Raw genomic sequence first — 19,158 nt, 5'->3', positions numbered from 1 at the left:
AATGAGGATGGAACAATGCGGATTTTATTGGTTGAAGATGATAAGGAATTATGTGACGCCATAAAGCTCCAGTTAGAGCGGGCGGGATACGAGACTGACTGCTGCGGCCAGGGGCAGGAAGCCTTTTATTATGCGGCTGAATACCCCTACGATGTAATCATACTGGACCGGATGCTTCCCCAGATGGACGGACTCAGCGTCCTGGGCGGCTTAAGGAGAATGAATATTGCCACGCCGGTCATCATCACCACTGCCCTGGACGGCATCAACGACAGGATTGACGGCCTGGACGCGGGCGCCGACGATTATCTGGTGAAGCCCTATGCCGCGGAGGAACTGCTTGCCAGAATCCGGGCCCTAACCAGGCGGCCGGGTAATTTTAAGCAGAGTCCCGCGGCCGCCTGCTCCAACATCAGCCTGGACCCGGAGAAAAGGGAGCTCACAGGTCCCCAGGGAACCCTGCAGCTGAGCAAACGTGAATCCGCCCTGATGGAATACCTGATTCGCAACGCAGGCCAGGTCCTTCCCAGAGGGCTGATTCTGTCTTACATATGGGGTCCCGACTCCGATGTGGAGGAGGGGAATCTGGACAACTATATCTATTTTCTGAGGCGGCGCCTCAAATCCATAGGAGCCCTGCCCCAGATTAAGACGGTCCACGGAATCGGATACCGCCTGGAAAACGGAGGGACCCATGATTAAACGGCTCCGGCGGCAGCTCACCGCCCTTTTTACCATTACCACCGGACTGATTCTGACCCTGGTGGTCATCGGCATCCTGGTCATAAGCGCCAGGGAATTCAACAAAAAAACCCTGGTTTCCTTTCAAAACCAAATCCTTAACATCACCTCCCGGCTCCAGTCCGGCACCACTATCAGCTGCACCTGGCTGTCCAGGCTGGAGAGCGATAACCGCCTGATTATACATATCGAGGACAACGGCAAGCCTCTCCTTTACCGCGGTTCCTGGACTCCGGCCAGCGGTCGGGACACTTTAATCATGCGGGCCAGGGAAGCCGCCATGTCCGAGCGCATTGACCCGTCATCAAGGCCGGTATCCTCATCCCTGCTCAGGAGCTCTGTATTTACGGTGACTGGGGACTGCAATGACACCTATCTGGGCAGCGTGCTTGTCCTTCCCACACGGACAGGCTTTCAGAGCCTGACACTGCTTGCCTACAAGGACCCCATGGGATTCGGCCTGTACCGGCAGGGTATCCTGTTCTTTCTTCTCAATCTGGCCGGCATCGCCGCGCTGATGTCCGTCAGCTGGGTATTGGTGGGAAAGTCCTTAAAACCATTGGCGGAAAGCCAGAAACAACAGAATGAATTCATAGCGGCAGCATCCCATGAGCTGAGGGCTCCCCTTGCGGTCATCCGCTCCAGCATATGCGCTGCACGGACAGCCCCTGACCAAAGGGAGAAATTCATGGATAATATGGACCGGGAGTGTTCCCGCATGTCCTGTCTGGTGGGCGACATGCTGCTTCTGGCCTCAGCCGACACCGGACAATGGAGCCTCAGGACCTCCTCCCTGGACATGGATACCCTTCTAATCAGTATCTACGAGCGGTTTGAGCCGCTGTACCAGGACAAGGGAGTCTGCCTGAAGCTGGACCTGCCCGAAACCTCCCTGCCCAGGGTATCCGGCGATGAAAACCGCCTGGAACAGATTTTTGCCGTCCTCCTGGACAATGCCCTGCGCTACACGCCAAGAGGCTGCAGTGTCAGTCTGGCCGCATCCGTACAGACGGATAAGCATCTGCTCTCCCGCGGCCGGAGCATGGTCTGCCTCACCGTATCAGACCAGGGCTGCGGCATGGACGACGAGACAAAGAAACATATATTTAACCGGTTCTACCGGGGAGACAGCGCCAGAAGCCACAAGCAGAATTACGGGCTGGGGCTCAGTATTGCAAAGGAACTGGTACAACTCCACAGAGGCACCATAAGCGTATCGGATTCACCGGACGGAGGCGCCTGTTTCCTGGTCCGCCTGCCTGCCGAACCTGAGTCTCATGCATCCGGCAGGTAACGGTCCACTGCCTCGGCACAGCCGTCGTGGTCATTGTCAGCCACCACCACATCGCACAGTTCCTTAATGTGCGGCAGGGCATTGATTATGGCAACGGAGAGCCCGGCAATCTGAAGCACCTGAGTGTCATTGTCGGCATCACGATGACGGTTCCCCTAAATACAATGAACAGGCCACAGAGGAATTTACCCTGGCCTGTTCCGGCAGCACAGCCGGTTTTTCCCTGAATGTCAACGGGGCAGCCATGCTGAGTTCTGATATGTCTTCCTATATGGAAGCAGGTATTTTGAGAGGGTTCCGCGTAAACTGCCGGTGGGCGGACAACAGCACAGCGGAATATGGCTTTGTCATCCGCACTGACGCTTCATCCACAGAAATCCGTAACCAGGCAGACTGACGCCGGATGCTTCCATGAGGTCTCCTGTAACCATATCCCCATACATGCCGTCCCTTTCATCAATCCACGCAATGCGGCGTTCTCCGCTGAAATTAAATAGACCGATGAGTTTTCCGTCCCTGCCGCCCTGCCTTACCATACCCAGAACAGAGTTATCCCAAGTCTCCAATGTGCGGAAGGGACACCCGGCATCCAATAAGGGTTCCCCGGCCCGTATGGCCTCCAGCTGTTCCAGATTATGGAAAATACGATTCTGGACTGTTTCCGGTTCATTTATCCGTTCCGCCAGTTCCCACTGAAAATCTCCCCTGTGTATATACCGGGAATCCGGCGCTTTTTCAGGATTGTCCTTATAGGTATAATCATTGACCTGGGCCACCTCGTCCCCGCTGTACAGCACAGGGATGCCCGACTGAAACAGCATGAATGCGTGGAGCATGGTATCCAGCCTGACAGCCTTCTCCATGGCCTGCCTGTCATGGCAGAATCCCGCCTTTTCCACACCGCACATAGAGGCAGTGGTTCCGCAGAACCGGGCGTCGCCTGTGACCGGGTCGTCATTGTACAGGACGCCCCGGCTGAAGCTCTCCGGTATCCTGCCTGTAAAGAAATCATTCAGAAATTTCTTATGGGGAACCTGTCTCATCCCCCACTTCTCCAAAAGAGGGTAATCCAGTCCCCAGCCTATATCATCGTGACACCGCAGATAATTGAGGAAGGTGCAGGTGGATGGCAGGGAACTGACCGTCTCCATCTGGCTCTTTAAGAGTCTTACATCCTTTGTGGCTGCCGTATTCCAGATGGCTGCCATGGTGGTCACATTGTATAGCATATGGCATTCCGGCTTTTCCACGGTTCCAAAATAGGGTGCCACCTTCTCCGGTTCCATGACCACTTCCCCCAGCAGCAGGATACCGGGACACACGATTTCTCCAATCATGCGCATCATCCTGACAATGGTGTGGACCCTGGGAAGATTGCGGCAGTCCGTCCCCAATTCCTTCCATATGTAGGGAACCGCATCAATCCTCAGTACATCCACCCCGCGGTTTGCCAGGTAGAGGAAATTGAACATCATCTCATTAAAGACAACGGGATTTCTGTAATTCAGGTCCCATTGATAGGGATAAAAGGTGGTCATCACATGCTGTCCTGTTTCCGGCAGATAGGTGAAGTTTCCCGGCGCCGTGGTGGGAAATACCTGGGGCACTGTCTCCTCAAACATGGAGGGAACCGTCCAGCTGTCAAAGAAAAAGTATCTGTCCTGGTATTCCTTCTCCCCTGCCCTTGCCCTTCTGGCCCACTCATGCTCCTCCGACGTATGGTTCATCACAAAATCCAGGCAAAGGCTGATTCCTCTATCGTGGCAGTCACGGGCCAGCTGTTCCAGGTCCTCCATGGTTCCCAAATCCTCCCTCACCTTTCTGAAGTCAGATACGGCATATCCACCGTCCGAGCGTCCCCTGGGGGTATCTAAGAGAGGCATAAGGTGGAGATAATTCACATGGCACTGCTCAATATAATCCAGCTTTCCTTCCACGCCTTTCAGGCTGCCCGCGAAATGATCCGCGTACATCATCATGCCCAGCATAGAGCTCTTTCTGTACCAGCACGGGTCCTCTTCCCTGGAAGCATCCAGAGTTCTGAGCCGTTCTGTGCGCTCCACGTAAAACCCCTCCATTCCCTCCAACAGCCCGTCAAACATATCCTGGCTGTTGTAGAGCTCCATATACAGCCACTTCAGTTCATCCATATGCTTATCCAGGCGTCCTTTGTAGATTTTATCGCGCTTCATCCCTATCATATCCTCCTTAAATGTACCTGCCACGCCTGGTATTCTCCCTTCATGGACGGTATGGGCATTCCGGCCGACATAAGGCCTGCTCCCGGATATACGGCCCCTGTATCCTCATCCCTGTACATGGCCTCCGGCTCCAGTCCCTCCAGGCGGACATACAATGACAGAGGATTGCCGTGGGTCTTAAGGATCACCGCATTTAACAGCGCCTCCCCCTTATCCTCACTCACAAAGAGCCACGCGGCGGCTTCCCTGTCCTCAAAGGGATTGGTCAGCCGGTAATACGCCCCGTCATGAATCAGATGCCAGTATTTATGGTACGCGTCTATCTGTTCCCTCACGCATTTCTTATCTTCATTTGATATGGCGTTTAAATTCAGCTCATACCCAAAGCTTCCCGCCATGGCAACCACTCCCCTGGTCTTCATAGGCGTGATTCTGCCTGTCTGGTGGTTTGGCACTGCCGATACATGAGAGCCAACTGCGCTGATTGGGTAGCCAAAGGAGGTGCCGTACTGAATCCGGATGCGGTCCACTGCGTCGGTGTTGTCACTGCACCAGATTTGGGGCGTGTAATACAGCATACCTGCGTCAAAACGCCCGCCTCCGCCGCTGCACCCCTCAATCAGAAGGTCCGGATAGCGCTTCGTCAGACGCTCCAGGAAGTCATAGAGTCCCAGCATATACCGGTACAGGATGCTGCCCGGACTGTTTCCTCCCGCCATTTTACCTGCCGCCGAATATACGTCCGCTATGCTGCGGTTCATGTCCCATTTCAGATACTCGATATGGGCGCTGTCAAGGACCTGGCAGATACTGTCAAAAATATAATCCGACACCTCTTTCCTTGAAAAATCCAGCACCAGCTGGCTCCTGCCCCGGACCGGCTTTCTTCCGGGTACAACAAAGGCCCAGTCCGGATGTTCCCTGTAAAGACTGCTGTCCTCAGACACCATCTCCGGCTCCACCCAGATTCCGAATTTCATTCCCAGGCCGTTAATCCGCCTAACCAGGCTGGTCAGGGAGCCGCCCAGTTTTTTCTCGTTTACCTGCCAGTCTCCCAGCCCGGAAAAATCCGAATCCCGCTTTCCGAACCATCCATCGTCCAGCACCATCATTTCCACACCCAGGTCCTTTGCCTGCCTTGCGATATCCAGTATCTTTTCCCCGGTAAAATCATAGTAGGCGGCTTCCCAGTTGTTAATCAGAACCGGCCTGGGAATAGTCTTGTACTTCCCCCTGCAAAGGCTGTGGCGCATGGCCTTATGGATGCTGCGTGACAATGTCCCCAGCCCCTGGCCGCTGTACCCCATGATTACCTCAGGCCCAAAGAAAATCTCCCCCGGCTCAAGCTCATAGGAAAACATCTCATCCTGAATCCCCATAGCCATCCTGGTCTGACCGTACTGGTCCGTCTCCGCCTCTGCCTTAAAGGGTCCGCTGTACACAAAGGACATGCTGTAACAGGGCCCGGAGGTTTCCGTTGTCTCCCTTCCTGCCAGTATCAGAAATGGATTATACTGGTGGCTGGAAGTCCCTCTGCGGCTCCCTATGACCTGGGCGCCGTGACACAGGGCGGTCCTCTGGAAATTGCGCTCCATTGCATGGCGTCCGTAAAACTGAATCAGGTCGTATTCCCCGTGGAGGAAGTCCAGACATGCACTGTATACCCGTTTCAGGGCTGCCGGACCATTCCCCCCATTTTCCACACAGACTGCCCTGGTAATAATGTCGTATCCGGGGAATACGCCGTAGAGCAGAGTAACCGCCAGCCCGCTGACCTCGTCTGTCAGGCGTATCTTAAGGCTCTCTGCGTCCTCCTGCCCCTCCCCATACATGGCCGGAAGGCCGGGAAGGCTGTATTTCCCTTTGCTTATTTCGTATCCGGCATAGCGCAGATTCAGTCCATAGGATCTGTCAGCCTGTTCCACTGCAAAGGCAGGGCTTCTGAAGTCCCCCGACCCCTGATATGGATATTCCTGGGGAAGGGCATCCAGGGAATAGGTCCTGTCATCACCGGCCTCATATGGGTTGGGTGAAAACCCCCTGTCCTCAAAGGTAAGCAGATATTCCATGGAGCCCTCTGTCCTGTCTCCGTAGTACAGATGAAGCAGATTCCCATAGGAATCTGCCTTCATCTGGTATGTGGAGTGGTCCGTGTGAAGGGTGAATATCCTTCCATTTTCCTGATACTGTATTGCCATGTGTCATCCTCCGTCTCATTTTCCATCTCTATTTCCCGCCTGTCATTGCAATGCCTTCAATAAACTGCTTCTGGAATACCAGGTACAGAATCACCATGGGAACCATGGCCAGGACAGAGCCTGCCATCAGCACCGGATAATTGGTAGTGAACTGCCCTCTCAGGGTGGAAAGGCCGGCTGACAGGGTCATCATATTCAGGTCCGTGTTGGCAATCAGAGGCCACATCAGGTCTGCATACGCGAACACTGCGGTGAAAATGGTAAGGGCAGCCATGCTGGCCTTGGTCAGGGGCATCATGACCTTGGTGAAGGTCTGCCACTTGGTACAGCCGTCCAGGTATGCGGCCTCCCCCAGTTCATCCGGAATGCCCATGTAAGCCTGCCTGAGGAAAAAGGTGCCGAACGCACTGACCAGTCCCGGAAATACCAGCGCAAACATGCTGTTTGTCAGCCCCATCCTGGCTAACATCTGGTACTGGGGAATAATGAATATCTGGGACGGCAGCATCATCGGTACAATCACCAGGGAGAACAGAAGGTTCTTCCCCTTGAATTTAAGTTTTGCAAATGCAAACCCGGCGGCTGAGGAAAACGCTACCGCGCAGAGGACCCGAAACAGAATCAGCAGCGCCGTATTCACATACAGTTTCATAAAGGGCAGGGAGGCGATGGCTCTCAGGTAGTTCTCCTTCATCCACTGCTTTGGCAGGATGGTCGGCGGAATCTGCACGCTCTCCCCTGCTGATTTAAAGCTGGTGAACACCATCCATATAAACGGAAATATCATAAGCAGGGCTCCCGCTCCCAGGGCCGCATACACAAGGGCGGTATTAATACTGCGGTTTGTCTCCAATGATTTCATAATTTCCCTCCATCCTAAACTTCATAGTTGACCCACTTCTTCTGTCCTAAAAACTGCAGAGCTGTCACAGCTCCTATGAGCAGCACGGTCCACACAACAATGGCGGAGGCGTACCCACGGTTCCCTGCCACAAAGGACTCACGGTAGAAGAGATACATCAGTGACTGGGCGCTTGTAAGGGCCGGATTGGTCTGGTCCACCATCATGTAAATCAGGTCGTACACCTTAAGAGATGCCATGAGCCGCATGATTAACACCACAAAGAGGGTGGGCGATACCATGGGAAGCGTAATCTTAAAGAACTGCTGTACCTTGGAAGCCCCGTCCAGGCTGGCGGCCTCATAGTAGCTCTTTGATATGTTCTGAATTCCTGACAGCAGCAGGACCGCGTCATATCCCACCGCGCTCCAGACTGCCACCACCGCGCAGGCGGGAAGCACCACCTTCGGGTTGGTCAGCCAGTTTACTCTGCTTCCGATGATCTGGTTGATGATGCCGTACTCTGCGTTAAAAATCCATTTCCACACCATGGCAATGGCTGCCGGAGCGACCACCATGGGCAGGAAATAGATGGCCCTGAAGGCCGCCTTTGCCCGAATCTTCGCATTGAGCAGCACAGCGGTCAGCAGGGAAAGGAAGATTCCCAGGGGCACGGTCAGGATACAGAAGTAAATGGAATTCCAGGTAGCCTTCCAAAACTCTTTGCTTCCAAACATCTGCACGTAATTTCCTACCCCGCTGACCTCATAGTACCCAAAGGGATGGGTGGTGGAAAAGCTCAGTACCAGGGTCTGCAGGAACGGATACACGTTCAGCACAATCAGACCTATTATAGTAGGGGCAATGAGCAGATAGCCCCATTTTGCATCCTCTGTCAAAAATTGTTTCTTACCCATCATTTTCCTCCAATCCTGCCATCGTCACGGCGTTTTTGCTCCGTCCACCAGTTTCTGCATGTCCTCCAGTCCCTGGTCCAGGCTCAGCTCGCCGCTGTATATCTTTAACAGCAGGTCATTAATCTGAGTTTTCCAGTTGGGTCTGGATGCATTGTTGACGCTCTGCACGCCATAAGGAAACATATCCACGCATTTTTGGACATCCAATTTGTAGTCATATTGGTCAAAGGCGCTTATCCACGTATCCTCCAGGCCCTTGTAGGCCGGTATAGCGGCGCCTGACAGCCCCTGGACCCTCTGTCCTTCCTCAGAACCTGCAAATTTCAGGAAATCTCTTGCATATTCCAGCTTCTTTCCCTTGGCTCCGGTGGAATAACACAGGCCGTTGGATATGGTGGCCCTGCCGTCTCCCCGGACCGGGTCAGGACACTTGGGAAGCACGGCCACGTCCCATTTTCCAATCATCTCCTTGTTATTTTCCATGAAGGAGATAAAATTCCAGTTTCCCTCCAGGTACATGGCTCCCTGTTCTGACATGAATGCGTTGCCCGGAGCCGTCTCAGCAAAATAGTTCTGGTCAGGGCACCACGGCTCCTTCTGGAGGCCGATATAAAATTCCATGGCCTTCCTGGTCCCGGAATCCAGGAACCCTGCCCTGGTCTTATCCTCATTCAGTATGTATCCCCCTGCCTGGTATACGAAATTCCAGTATCCCAGCTGATCATCCGCATATGCCATATATCCGTATTTTCCTGTTTTTTCATAAATCTGAGCCGAAGCAGACTTTAGGTCGTCCCACGTCCAGGACTCATCGGGGTAAGCCACCCCTGCCGCGTCAAACATCTCTCTGTTATATACCAGGCAGACTGTATCCTTATCCTTTGGAACCCCATACATCCTTCCGTCGGAACCCCTGGCATTTGCCAGTGAAATATCCGAAAAATGGCTGGTATAATAATCCGGTTCCACATCGTCATATAAATCCGTCACATCCTCCAGTTTTCCATAATCCGCATATTTGAGAATCTGATTTGTATGCATCCAGAAGATGTCCGGCAGCTGCCCTGATTCTGCCGCCGCATCCAGCTTGGTCCAATACTCATCCCAGCTGGTGACCTGAACCTGGATTTCCACCTCCGGGTTCTTATCCATATAAGCTCTGGCTACCGCTTCCATGCCTCCCCTCTGGGCATTGTCCCAAATCTGGAAGTTCAGATGCACCAATCCATCCGAGGCCCTGGTTCCGGAGCTGCATCCTCCCAGCAAAGCTGCCCCCAGCACGGCTGCCGCCGCTGTAAGCATTCCCTTTTTGAACGTTTTAAGCATAATATACCCCCTGTCATCCCTGTTCCTTCTATTCTAAAACCATCCAATTTGTCGCCTTCATTCCATCCGGATTTCCTTGATAACTACATGATATCATGGGATTTAAAGCAGGTAAATATTCTGCTTTCGCAAAAAATATACCCAAATGCTATTTTTCTACTTATAACTTGATATAGGCTGGCATTTGGGTATATAATGATTGAAAAGGGGGTTTTTAGGCAATGAGCAATGTACTGTTTTCCATATTTCCCAACGAGCGTTTTGTGGATTTGGGTTTATATCAATACGGCTGGGAACAATGTGAACCGCTGCACTCCTACGGTCCCTACGCCAGAAACCACTATCTGTTCCACTACTGCATATCCGGCACAGGCACCCTCATATCCACGGATTCCAAGGGCGGTTCCCACACCTACCAGATTAAAAGCGGGGAAGGGTTCCTGATTTATCCCAAGCAGAGCAACACCTACTTTGCGGATAAGAACCATCCCTGGGAATACACCTGGGTGGAGTTTGACGGCCTCCGTGTAAAGGAAGCCCTGGAGCTGGCAGGACTGACCATGGATGCCCCTGTATACCATTCCAATGCCCGCGACTTAAGCCTGGAACTGAAAAATGAAATGCTCTACATTGCCAGGCACTCCGACCAGTCGCCCTTCCACCTGATTGGCCATCTTTACCTGTTCCTGGACTATCTGACCCGCTCCTCCGCCTCCCGCAGGCTGTTGAAAACAGGCCGTCTCCGGGACTTTTATATCCGGGAAGCCACATCCTTTATTGAGCAGAACTTCCAGAACGACATATCGGTGGAGGACATTGCCGCCTTCTGCAATCTGAACCGCAGCTACTTCGGCAAAATCTTTAGCGACGCAGTGGGTAAGAGTCCTCAGGAATTTCTTATCAGCTACCGCATGACCAAGGCCGCCGAACTGCTAAAGCTCACGGAGCTGTCCATAAACGACATCAGCAATGCGGTGGGCTATCCCAACCAGCTCCATTTTTCCCGTGCCTTCAAAAAAACATACGGCATCCCGCCCCGCCAGTGGCGCCAGGAAAACAAGATGGCTCCGGCCACCCAGAGCCAAGAGCAATTCTCGCGATGGACTCGATGATGGCCTTGGCCTTAGGGTTATTGACCTTTCGGAAATATCGTTGAGGGGGGGCGCAGTGTATCCCACATAGTCCAAAGATGAACTTTTATGAGACAGCCGGCCGGATGGCTGCCCGGCAGCTGGAGAGCGCCCTTCAGGCAGCCGGTATCCGGGCCATAGTGACCTCCCGCGCCAAAGCCCCGGGGCGTCTGAAAAGCAAGGTCCTTATACGCAATTCCAGGCGGGCGGTCCCCTACAAAAACATGCGTGAAATATATGAGGATATTGCTGATCTGTGCGGTGTCAGGGTGTCACTGTACTTTCCCGGCGACCGCGATAAGGCGGACAGCCTTATCAACGACCTCTTCACCCTACTGGAAACCAAGCAGTTTCCGGAACAGTCCAAGGCGCCTTCTTATAACAAGCGTTTTTCCGGTTACTGGGCCAACCATTACCGGGCCCACATGAGGGAGGAGTCACTGGACCGTTCCCAGAAAAAGTACACCACGGCCCGCATTGAGATACAGGTGGCTTCGGTTCTTATGCACGCCTGAAGGACCGGCGCAACATTTCCCAGCAGATCATTGACCAGATGATTACGGGCAGTGAAAAGCGTTACCACATCTACCAGGAGCTGAGGCCCAGCCAGGACGGAATCAGCGAAGATGAGCGCCATGCAGTGGAATACTTCTTCAGTCAGTGGGTTCCCCTGGAACAGCTGCTTAACCGTGTCTCCTCCAAAAACTCCCCCAAGGTACGGGGAGCCTTCAACATCAATACCCTGAAGCGGCTGAATCTGCTGGACAAGGAATGCATCAACCAGATTGTGTCCCTGCGCAAGATTCGCAATAAGATTCGCTTAAATTGGCTGCTTTTTCCTATGCCGGGCCTGGTCATCCCTCGCCCCAGAACCTGCGGATTTCTTCCCGGCTCAGCCCCAGCGCAAACTCTTTTTTCAGCACCAGGAACTGTTCCAGTTCCAGCAGACTCAAGTATAGCAAGGCCCGGCTCTCAAATTCCTGCCTGTAGACAGGAAGAGGCTGGGCCTTCATTTGTAATTTCACCTGTTCAAGCTCATCAAGCAATCCCAGGGCATTGTTCCTTTCGTGGAAGGAACCGCTTACGGATTTAAGCAGGGACGCCACCACGGTCGCCTGGTCCGGTGTGGACTCCATTCTTGAGAAACAGTCCCGCATCCTGCACAGGATGGCAAACTGATTCTTCCGCAGCCCCATGTAGGCAAGGTAATAGCGCGTGTCCGCCAAAAGACTGTTCTCCATACCCTCGTAGGCCCTGCGCTCCCCCTGCTCCAGCGCCTGTTCCAGGGCCTGAAACCCGTGTCCGTCCGTCTGTGCTCCATTCTCTCCCGGCTCACCCAGCCCTGATGCCATCTGTCTCAGCAGGCAGATGAACTTTTCTTCAATTTCCCTCTGGGCAGAGCGTATGGCTGACCCCGATCCAGGAATATACAGGTTGAGTAAAACTCCCATCCCAGTGCCCACAAACAGCAGAAGAGCTTCATTGGCAATGTCCGCCATTCCCATGGAACCCTCAGCCAGAATATGGGTCATCAGGACCGTGTTCACGGATATCCCCTCCTGTATGCCCCATTTCATGCACAGTGGGGTAAACATCAGAAGAAAAATCCCCATAGCCAAAGGCCGGTATCCTGCCAATGCAAAGGATACCGGCCCCAGGACCATTGCCGCCAGGAAAGCTAACAGCCGCCTGGCCGTGACCCGTATGGTTTCCCGCTTCGTATCCTGGATGCTGAGCAGGGTAATCACGCCGGCGGAGGAGCTGTATCTAAGGCCCAACGCCTGGGCAGCCGCCATGGCCAGCAGGCTTCCCACGGCTATTTTTATGATTTTAAGAAAACGGCCGTACCGCTGCATATACACCTCCCGGTAACTTTATGACTCACATTGTCTGTCATTATCTGTCATTGTCTCCCAATTGACCGGCATCCATACAAGGCAGGAATGGACGAAGCAGGCCAGCAGACCGGCTTATACTAGGCCCACTGGCATCCCTGCCCCGCCGGACAGCAGAGGACCGGCTATCCGCCGGCCCTTCCCCTCCGGAAATCTCCGGAAAAATCAGTTAAAATTATACTCAGTTACGATTTTCTCACGCCCGGTGGTCACATCCGTAAAATACTCATACAGGCAGATTCCCAGATAAGAACCTGATATATTCCACACATTCCTGTACCCGCGGTTCACAAGGGCCATACATGCATTATAGCTTCTCTGGCTGGAACGGCAGTGGAGATACACAGGACGATCCTTCGGTATCTCATCCAGACGGTCCCGCAGCTCTGACAACGGGATATTGACGGATGTCTTTAAATGCCCCAGCCTGTACTCGTTCTTTTCACGGACATCTATGATACACGCGCCTGTCTCCACCAGATCCCGCACCTTTGACACAGGCACCTGCCTTACCCGTCCATAGAGCAGGTTCAGGCCCACCAGGGCTGCCTGGTTCACCACATCCTTGGCAGTACCGAATATCGGAGAATAACACAGCTCCAGCTCCTTCAAATCCTCCAGGGTGCCTCCCATGGAAATCATGGCCGCAATGACATCTATCCTCTTATCCACATTTCCCCGTCCAATGGCCTGGGCTCCCAGAATCTTTCCTGTGGGATATTCATAAACCAGTTTAAAGTGCATGGGAGCGCTTCCCGGCATGAGCCCCACCTTGTCCGTGGGTATGATGTAGACAGAATCATGGGAAATGCCGGCTGCATCGGCTGCTTTTTCGTTCAGTCCAGTGGCCGCCGCGTTCAAATCAAAGATACGGACCGCACAGGAACCAATGACCCCCCTGTTATTATGGGGTATGCCGTACATATGGTCTGCCGCTGCCCTGGCCTGTCTCTGGGCCGGTCCCGCCAGAGCCAGCCTGGACGGCTTATGGGTCAGCTGGTTAAACACCTGGATGGCGTCTCCCACCGCGTAGATGTCAGGGTCACTGGTCCTGTAATTGTGGTCCACCTTGATGGCCCCAGTCTCTCCCAGCTCCAGGCCCATGGCCTTAGCCAGTCCTGTCTCAGGCGCAACCCCGATGGCCAGCACGGTCATCCCTGCCTTGACTTCCTTTCCCGAAGCCAGGGTAATGCTTTCTTCCCCGATGGCGCTGACACCGTCATTTACGATTACATCCACTCCATGGTCCAGCAGCTCCTTCTGGAGCATCTGCACCATATCATAATCAAAGGGCGCCATGATCTGGTCCTGGGCCTCAATGACAGATACATGCCTTCCGTCCATGTTGAGATTCTCGGCCACTTCAATGCCGATGAATCCTCCGCCCACCACAGCCACATCCTGAATCTGGCAGTCGGTGACGAATTTCTTCAGGTTCACAATATCCGTCACATTCCTTACAGTAAATACATTGGGCCTGTCCACGCCCTCTATGCTCTTTGGACGGATGGGATTCGCCCCCGGCGAGAGGACCAAAATGTCATAGTGCTCCTCATAGATATCCCCGGTACACCCGTTTCTTACCTGGATGATTTTCTTCTCCCTGTCCACTGACAGCACCTCGCTGTCCGTTCTCGCCTCAATGTCATACTGCTTCTTAAACTTCTCCGGACTCATCATAACCAGGGCATTGCTGTCCTTCACCGTGCCGCTGAGATAGTAAGGAAGGGAACAGTTGGAAAATGACACATGTCGTCCTCTCTCAAACATGATAATTTCTGACCGGGCATCCAGTCTCCTGGCCCTGGCCGCCACAGACGCGCCGCCTGCCACACCGCCTACAATCAATATTCTCATCTGCTCTGATTCCTTTCTTCCGCTGATATGATTCTCTCAAAACACGCATCTGCAATGTCCGCAGCCATACAAATCATGTCGAGACAGCGGGTATCCTCTTTTTTATAGGTCTTTACCAGCTCACAGCAGGCATCTGACCCGAAACGCTTCACGAATTCCTCTGCAAATGCGGCCACAGCCGGTTTAAGCTCCGGTGTGGCATGGGCCCTCTCCTGAATGAGCCGGTAGCTGATGGCGGAACATCCGCCGCACAGTGCGCCGCATGCCTTCCCGCAGCCCATACCCCCTCCGAATCCGCCCACCAGCTTTACCGAATCTTCCGGTATTCCCAGACAGTATTCGTCATTCAGGGCCCGCAGCATGGCTTCCGCACAGTTATTGTCCTTTTCGATGAAGTACTCATATATCCTGTCCCTTGTCATCTTTTCTCTCCTGTTCTCTCAGAGTATCTTTTATCCATATTATAGATATTAGCACGTTCCAGGCCGTCAATGCAAGTTCTTTGATATTTTCCAGCTACTCTACCATCTTCCTCCCATCAGCCACAACTTCTAAAAAACCAAAATCAGCATAATGTGCATGTTTTACGCGGTCCGCACAGGTAATTCCTGCCATGGTTCCTGTAAACTCCCCGTACCTGCAGTACTCATCGGAAAACCGGGTGGTATCAAAGATACGTCCGATTTTCTCATATTCCTGCCCGTCATAGCTCCACTCAAACCAGGACTGTCTGCCCTGCACATACAGCCTCAGGTAAACGGGCCGGTCCTCCACCGGTATCCTGGTGTTGAGGAATTCGGTCTTTACCCCATTTTCCAGATGGATGATTGACAGGGCGCTCTGTCCCAGGGTTTCGCTGTAATATTTTCTCAGGTTAATGTAATTCATGTTGTCATAATAGAGAATCAGCCCTGCACTGTGCTGATGGACCTTTGGCACGAACTCCATTTTCGTGGTGATTCTTGTGTACACGCTGGTCAGCTTCCTGGCCAGGATGCTGACCTTGTTTAAGGATGTCCTGGACTCCTGTCCCCTCAGCCGTACATATCCCGGCCTGGCGTTCACATCCGCAAACCTCCGGGGCATGATACGGGGCGCATAATAGAATTTTCCCAGCTCCCCGCTGTCAAATCCGTCAAAATCCGGTATCCCCTCCACTGGTGTCTCCGGGAGGGAAGTCTCCGGCACCTCCAGCTTTGCCAGATTGCTTTTGTCTGCCATGCGCAGCCACCCATCCGCTGTCCACTCCATCTTTTGTACGGCGGTCTCCCTGCCCAGTGTACACCTTAGCTCCGGCACAAAGGGCCTTGCACAGAGATGGACCAGATACACTTCCCCTGTGGGAAGGTTCACATAGCTGCCGTGGCCGGATTTCTGAAGGATGGAATCCGGGTTGAAATACTTGGGCTTTAAGTGGTCCGGGTCCTGCCGCTCATAGGAATCTCCCGGTACGCTGGTGACTATGGGGTTCATGGGATCCCCCTCATACGGCCCCCACACATTCCTGGAACGCCCCATGGTGACACAGTGGTTATAACCAGTGCCGCCTTCCGCACACATGATGTAATAAAACTCTCCTCTTTTAGTCAGATGCGGGGCCTCAATACATCCCCGGTCCGTACCGCCGCGCCACATGCGCCTCGGGTAACCCACGATTTCTTTTTTATCCGAATCATACTCCACCATGCAGATGGAACCGGGTTTTTCATACCCTTCCCTCGTCTCCCATTCCAGGGAAACAATGTATTTTTTGCCATTGTTATCGTGGAATATGGATGCGTCAAATCCTGAGGAATGCAGGTAGACCGGCTCACTCCAGGGTCCCCTGATGTCCTTTGCGGACACCAGAAAATTATCCACGTCAAAATACCTTGCATTCATGGAGTTCATGACCCCGTACACCACATAAAAGGTATCCTCCGCCTCACAGTATGTAAGACACGGCGCCCAGACCCCTTTTGCGCTTGGAAGCTTTTTCAGGTCCACTTTTTCATCGTCCGTAAGGACATGGGTGTAAAGCTCCCAGTTCTTCAGATCCCGCGAATGGTAGATGGGGATTCCTGGGAACCACTCAAAGGTGGATACGGCCAAATAGTAATCGTCTCCTTTTCTGCATATACATGGGTCCGGGTTAAATCCCGGAAGAATGGGGTTATGTATCATCTTAATTCCTCCTTATCCACCGGAAACCATCCAAAAGCAGCGCACCGGCCAAAATCCCAGCTGTCCCAGCCAATCCAGCCGTCTTCATTGACTGTATCCGTCAGAAGCTTATAGCTCCAGTAAAAATACCCGCTTCCCTTGCCCCAGGCCTCTGTCTGGGCCTCTGCCAGAGCCCTGTAGATATGCGCTTTCTCCTTTTCATCCATTACATCCTGCCCGGCTCCCTCTTCACCGTTTAACACGCTCCTGCCTCCCTTTGTATCGCAGCCGCAGGCCAGGGAGTTGAAGAGACACCACTCTCCGCATATGACATCAAAATACTGCTGCATTTCCTCTATGCCCTTTGCAAAATGCCTGCGGATATATTCTAGGTAATCGGGAAGGGTCTGTCCGCAGCCTTCTGTCTCTGCAAACATAAGATACTGATGGGTGTCCAGAACCACATTCACATACCTGTCCTCTCTCATAAAATCCTTCCATGCCTTAAGCTCAAATCCATCGTGGATTACCACGTATTTTTCCTCGGGCATATGCTTTCTCAGACAGTCATATGCCTTCAAATAGAATTCCCTCAGAAATTCCATGGAATTCGGCCCTGAGCCCTCGGCCATGGAAGGCTCTGCTGCGGGATAGCGGCCGGGCACGTCAATTATCTTCCACATCCGCTCCGTGATGGGCTCGTTCAGGACCTCTATCCCCCACAGCCCCGCTCTTTCTCCGTACCGCTTTGCCAGACGTTCCAAAACCCCCAGGACAAATTCCACCTCTGCCGGATTCTTTGACCACCTGCACACGCCGCATATGCCTCCGTTGTCAAATCCGTTTTGCCCTACCGGCACCGTATGCAGGTCAATCAGTATCTTAAGCCCGTAACGCTCCGCCCAGCAGAATGCCTTGTCCAACTCCTCCACACAGCCGATAAAGGGCTCCCTGTCCCCAAATATAAAGTATGGGACAGGAATCCGCACAGCCTCCATGCCCATGGCGCGGATTGCCGCAAAATCCCGTTCCGTGATATACTCGGAGCGGTGTATCCTGATTCTGGCCTCGTACACCTCCCTTGAAAGCCAGCGGGGCAGATAATATTCATCCTGTGCCCCGGTCCCTTCAAACAGCGCCGGGCTCATCCATTTTTCCAACACCAGCCAGTTCCCCAGATTCACACCTTTTATATTCATGATTTTTTCTCCTTTCTCACCCATCCTATTTCCCGTTCCGGCTCTTTAAATCTGCAATAATACCTGCAAACTCAGCGTCCAGATGATAGAAACTCATGATAACCAGTCCTGCCACGTAAATCCCAATGGGAATCCACACAAAACAAATCCGGATGGATGCCAGTGCCGAAGCTGACTGCGCGGCTGCCTGTCCCACATAACCTCCCAGCTCAAGAATCCATCCTAAAAGAGCGGATCCAATTCCGTTTCCAATCTTATATCCAAAGCTGCAGGCGCTGTTGACCAGCCCCTCTGTACGGTATCCTGTTTTCCACTCTCCATAGTCAATGGTATCTGATACCATGGCCCACATGGTAGCCCCGCCGCATGCATTACCCAGTCCGCGGATTATGCTGGACACTATAATAAGCCCCATGGCCCCGCCGGAGAAATTGAGCACCAGCATACCGATGATATCCAACACAAGGCCCAGGGAAAATACATTGCGCTTACCTAGCCGTTTTACTAGCATGGCGATGAAGAACATGCCTGCAATCTGCACCACATTGAAAATGCCGTTAATCAGTGCCACTAACCCTTGCTGCCCCAGTACATCCTTTGCGTAAAAGACAGTGGAGCCGCCGTTTACGGAGTACATTAAGAAAAACAGCGCCAGCATTCCTGTCATCATGAGCCAGTACTTATTCCGGAACAGGGCCTTGATTCCCTCTGTAAAAGGCACATTCTGCGCCGGCGCTCTCCCCTCCTCCCGGGCAGCAGGCCTCACCCGTTCCTTTGTCCCCAGAAAATTAATCATGAATGCGGCCACGGATAAGAGTCCGAACACCATGAATGTCTTAGTCCATGCAGAAGGAGTGTTTCCGAAATACTCCACAAGAGGCAGGGTAAACGTGTTGATGGTCAATGTACCTGCCGTTGCCAGAAGATTCCTGAAAATACTCAGCACAGACCTCTCATACGGGTCCTGGGTCATAAGTGCGTTCAGCGCGGAATACGGTACGTTGATTGCTGTATAGATGACCGTGGACACCAGGTTATATGTAATGAACACATACACCAGCTTTGGCGCGGCGGACCAGGAAACCGGCACGGAGAACAGCAGGATGCCGGATACGGCAAAGGGTATGCACATGCGCAGCAGCCATGGCCTTGCCTTTCCGAACCTGGATTTTGTCCTGTCCACAATTACGCCCATAATGATGTCGCTGATGCCGTCGAAAAATCTTGAAACCATCATGATGCTTCCCACCGCAAAAGCACTTACCCCCGCATAATCCGTATAATAAAACAGCAGAAATGCCGACATCGCCGTATAAATGATATTACATCCGAAATCACCGCATCCATATGAAAAACGTTCCGTCAATTTCCTCAGCGTTATTTTACCTTCCCTATTCATCCCTTGATTCCTCTCTTT

The 19,158-nt window shown here is 52.9% G+C and carries 14 protein-coding genes and 2 pseudogenes; 4 read left to right on the top strand and 12 right to left on the bottom strand.

Features of this window, described 5'->3' with window-relative positions; translation table 11 throughout:
- Positions 1 to 15 precede the first annotated feature (15 nt).
- A complete protein-coding gene (locus G614_RS0101830) occupies positions 16 to 702 on the top strand; it encodes a response regulator transcription factor (RefSeq protein WP_027640551.1) in 687 nt (228 codons plus the stop codon).
- Positions 695 to 2,035: a sensor histidine kinase gene (locus G614_RS0101825; RefSeq protein WP_027640550.1), complete on the top strand. Its 1,341-nt coding sequence runs from the start codon at positions 695 to 697 to the stop codon at positions 2,033 to 2,035. Before G614_RS0101830 ends, G614_RS0101825 begins: the two co-directional genes overlap by 8 nt.
- On the opposite strand, the pseudogene G614_RS29590 reads toward G614_RS0101825, so the two are convergent.
- From G614_RS29590 to G614_RS0101790, 6 genes and pseudogenes are all read right to left on the bottom strand, one after another.
- Positions 2,017 to 2,163: pseudogene (locus G614_RS29590) on the bottom strand (HAD hydrolase family protein); the annotation flags it as partial. The gene G614_RS0101825 and the pseudogene G614_RS29590 sit on opposite strands and share 19 nt — an antisense overlap.
- Before the next feature lie 219 nt (positions 2,164 to 2,382).
- A complete protein-coding gene (locus G614_RS0101810; RefSeq protein WP_027640549.1) occupies positions 2,383 to 4,227 on the bottom strand; it encodes an alpha-amylase family protein in 1,845 nt (614 codons plus the stop codon).
- Positions 4,228 to 4,232: 5 nt separating this feature from the next.
- A complete protein-coding gene (locus tag G614_RS0101805; RefSeq protein ID WP_027640548.1) occupies positions 4,233 to 6,434 on the bottom strand; it encodes an alpha-galactosidase in 2,202 nt (733 codons plus the stop codon).
- 28 nt (positions 6,435 to 6,462) lie between these two features.
- A complete protein-coding gene (locus G614_RS0101800; protein ID WP_027640547.1) occupies positions 6,463 to 7,296 on the bottom strand; it encodes a carbohydrate ABC transporter permease in 834 nt (277 codons plus the stop codon).
- 14 nt (positions 7,297 to 7,310) lie between these two features.
- Positions 7,311 to 8,192 (bottom strand): carbohydrate ABC transporter permease, encoded by an 882-nt coding sequence (locus G614_RS0101795; RefSeq protein ID WP_027640546.1) that lies wholly within the window; start codon positions 8,190 to 8,192, stop codon positions 7,311 to 7,313.
- A gap of 24 nt (positions 8,193 to 8,216) precedes the next feature.
- On the bottom strand, positions 8,217 to 9,518 hold the full coding sequence (locus G614_RS0101790) for an ABC transporter substrate-binding protein (protein WP_027640545.1): 1,302 nt from the start codon (positions 9,516 to 9,518) through the stop codon (positions 8,217 to 8,219).
- A 221-nt stretch (positions 9,519 to 9,739) separates the two neighbouring features.
- Here G614_RS0101790 and G614_RS26565 point away from each other — a divergent pair, with 221 nt between their 5' ends.
- A complete protein-coding gene (locus tag G614_RS26565; RefSeq protein ID WP_044917320.1) occupies positions 9,740 to 10,630 on the top strand; it encodes an AraC family transcriptional regulator in 891 nt (296 codons plus the stop codon).
- Positions 10,631 to 10,707: 77 nt separating this feature from the next.
- Positions 10,708 to 11,459, top strand: a pseudogene (locus tag G614_RS34165) (RelA/SpoT domain-containing protein); the annotation flags it as partial.
- 43 nt (positions 11,460 to 11,502) lie between these two features.
- Here G614_RS34165 and G614_RS0101775 read toward each other — a convergent pair.
- The 6 genes from G614_RS0101775 to G614_RS0101750 all read right to left on the bottom strand — a co-directional run bounded on the left by G614_RS0101775 (position 11,503) and on the right by G614_RS0101750 (position 19,140).
- On the bottom strand, positions 11,503 to 12,504 hold the full coding sequence (locus G614_RS0101775) for an aromatic acid exporter family protein (RefSeq protein ID WP_027640544.1): 1,002 nt from the start codon (positions 12,502 to 12,504) through the stop codon (positions 11,503 to 11,505).
- Positions 12,505 to 12,708: 204 nt separating this feature from the next.
- Entirely contained in the window at positions 12,709 to 14,400 is a 1,692-nt protein-coding gene (locus G614_RS0101770) for an FAD-dependent oxidoreductase (protein ID WP_027640543.1), read from the bottom strand.
- Complete coding sequence (locus G614_RS0101765; RefSeq protein ID WP_027640542.1) at positions 14,397 to 14,822, bottom strand: C-GCAxxG-C-C family (seleno)protein; 426 nt, start codon at positions 14,820 to 14,822, stop codon at positions 14,397 to 14,399. The genes G614_RS0101770 and G614_RS0101765 overlap by 4 nt, the downstream gene beginning before the upstream one ends.
- A gap of 94 nt (positions 14,823 to 14,916) precedes the next feature.
- Positions 14,917 to 16,563, bottom strand: coding sequence for a glycoside hydrolase family 43 protein (locus tag G614_RS0101760; protein WP_027640541.1), 1,647 nt, complete (start codon positions 16,561 to 16,563; stop codon positions 14,917 to 14,919).
- Positions 16,560 to 17,741, bottom strand: coding sequence for a glycoside hydrolase family 5 protein (locus G614_RS0101755; RefSeq protein WP_027640540.1), 1,182 nt, complete (start codon positions 17,739 to 17,741; stop codon positions 16,560 to 16,562). The genes G614_RS0101760 and G614_RS0101755 overlap by 4 nt, the downstream gene beginning before the upstream one ends.
- A 25-nt stretch (positions 17,742 to 17,766) precedes the next feature.
- Positions 17,767 to 19,140 carry an MFS transporter gene (locus tag G614_RS0101750; RefSeq protein WP_027640539.1) on the bottom strand — a complete coding sequence of 458 codons (1,374 nt, stop codon included), beginning with the start codon at positions 19,138 to 19,140 and terminating at the stop codon, positions 17,767 to 17,769.
- Positions 19,141 to 19,158 lie beyond the last annotated feature (18 nt).

It is taken from the genome of [Clostridium] clostridioforme AGR2157 (assembly GCF_000424325.1).
In the GTDB taxonomy this organism is placed as follows: Bacteria; Bacillota; Clostridia; order Lachnospirales; family Lachnospiraceae; genus Enterocloster; species Enterocloster clostridioformis_A.
Note: the sequence above shows the minus strand (reverse complement) of the source record. Positions and strands in the feature narration are given on the sequence as shown.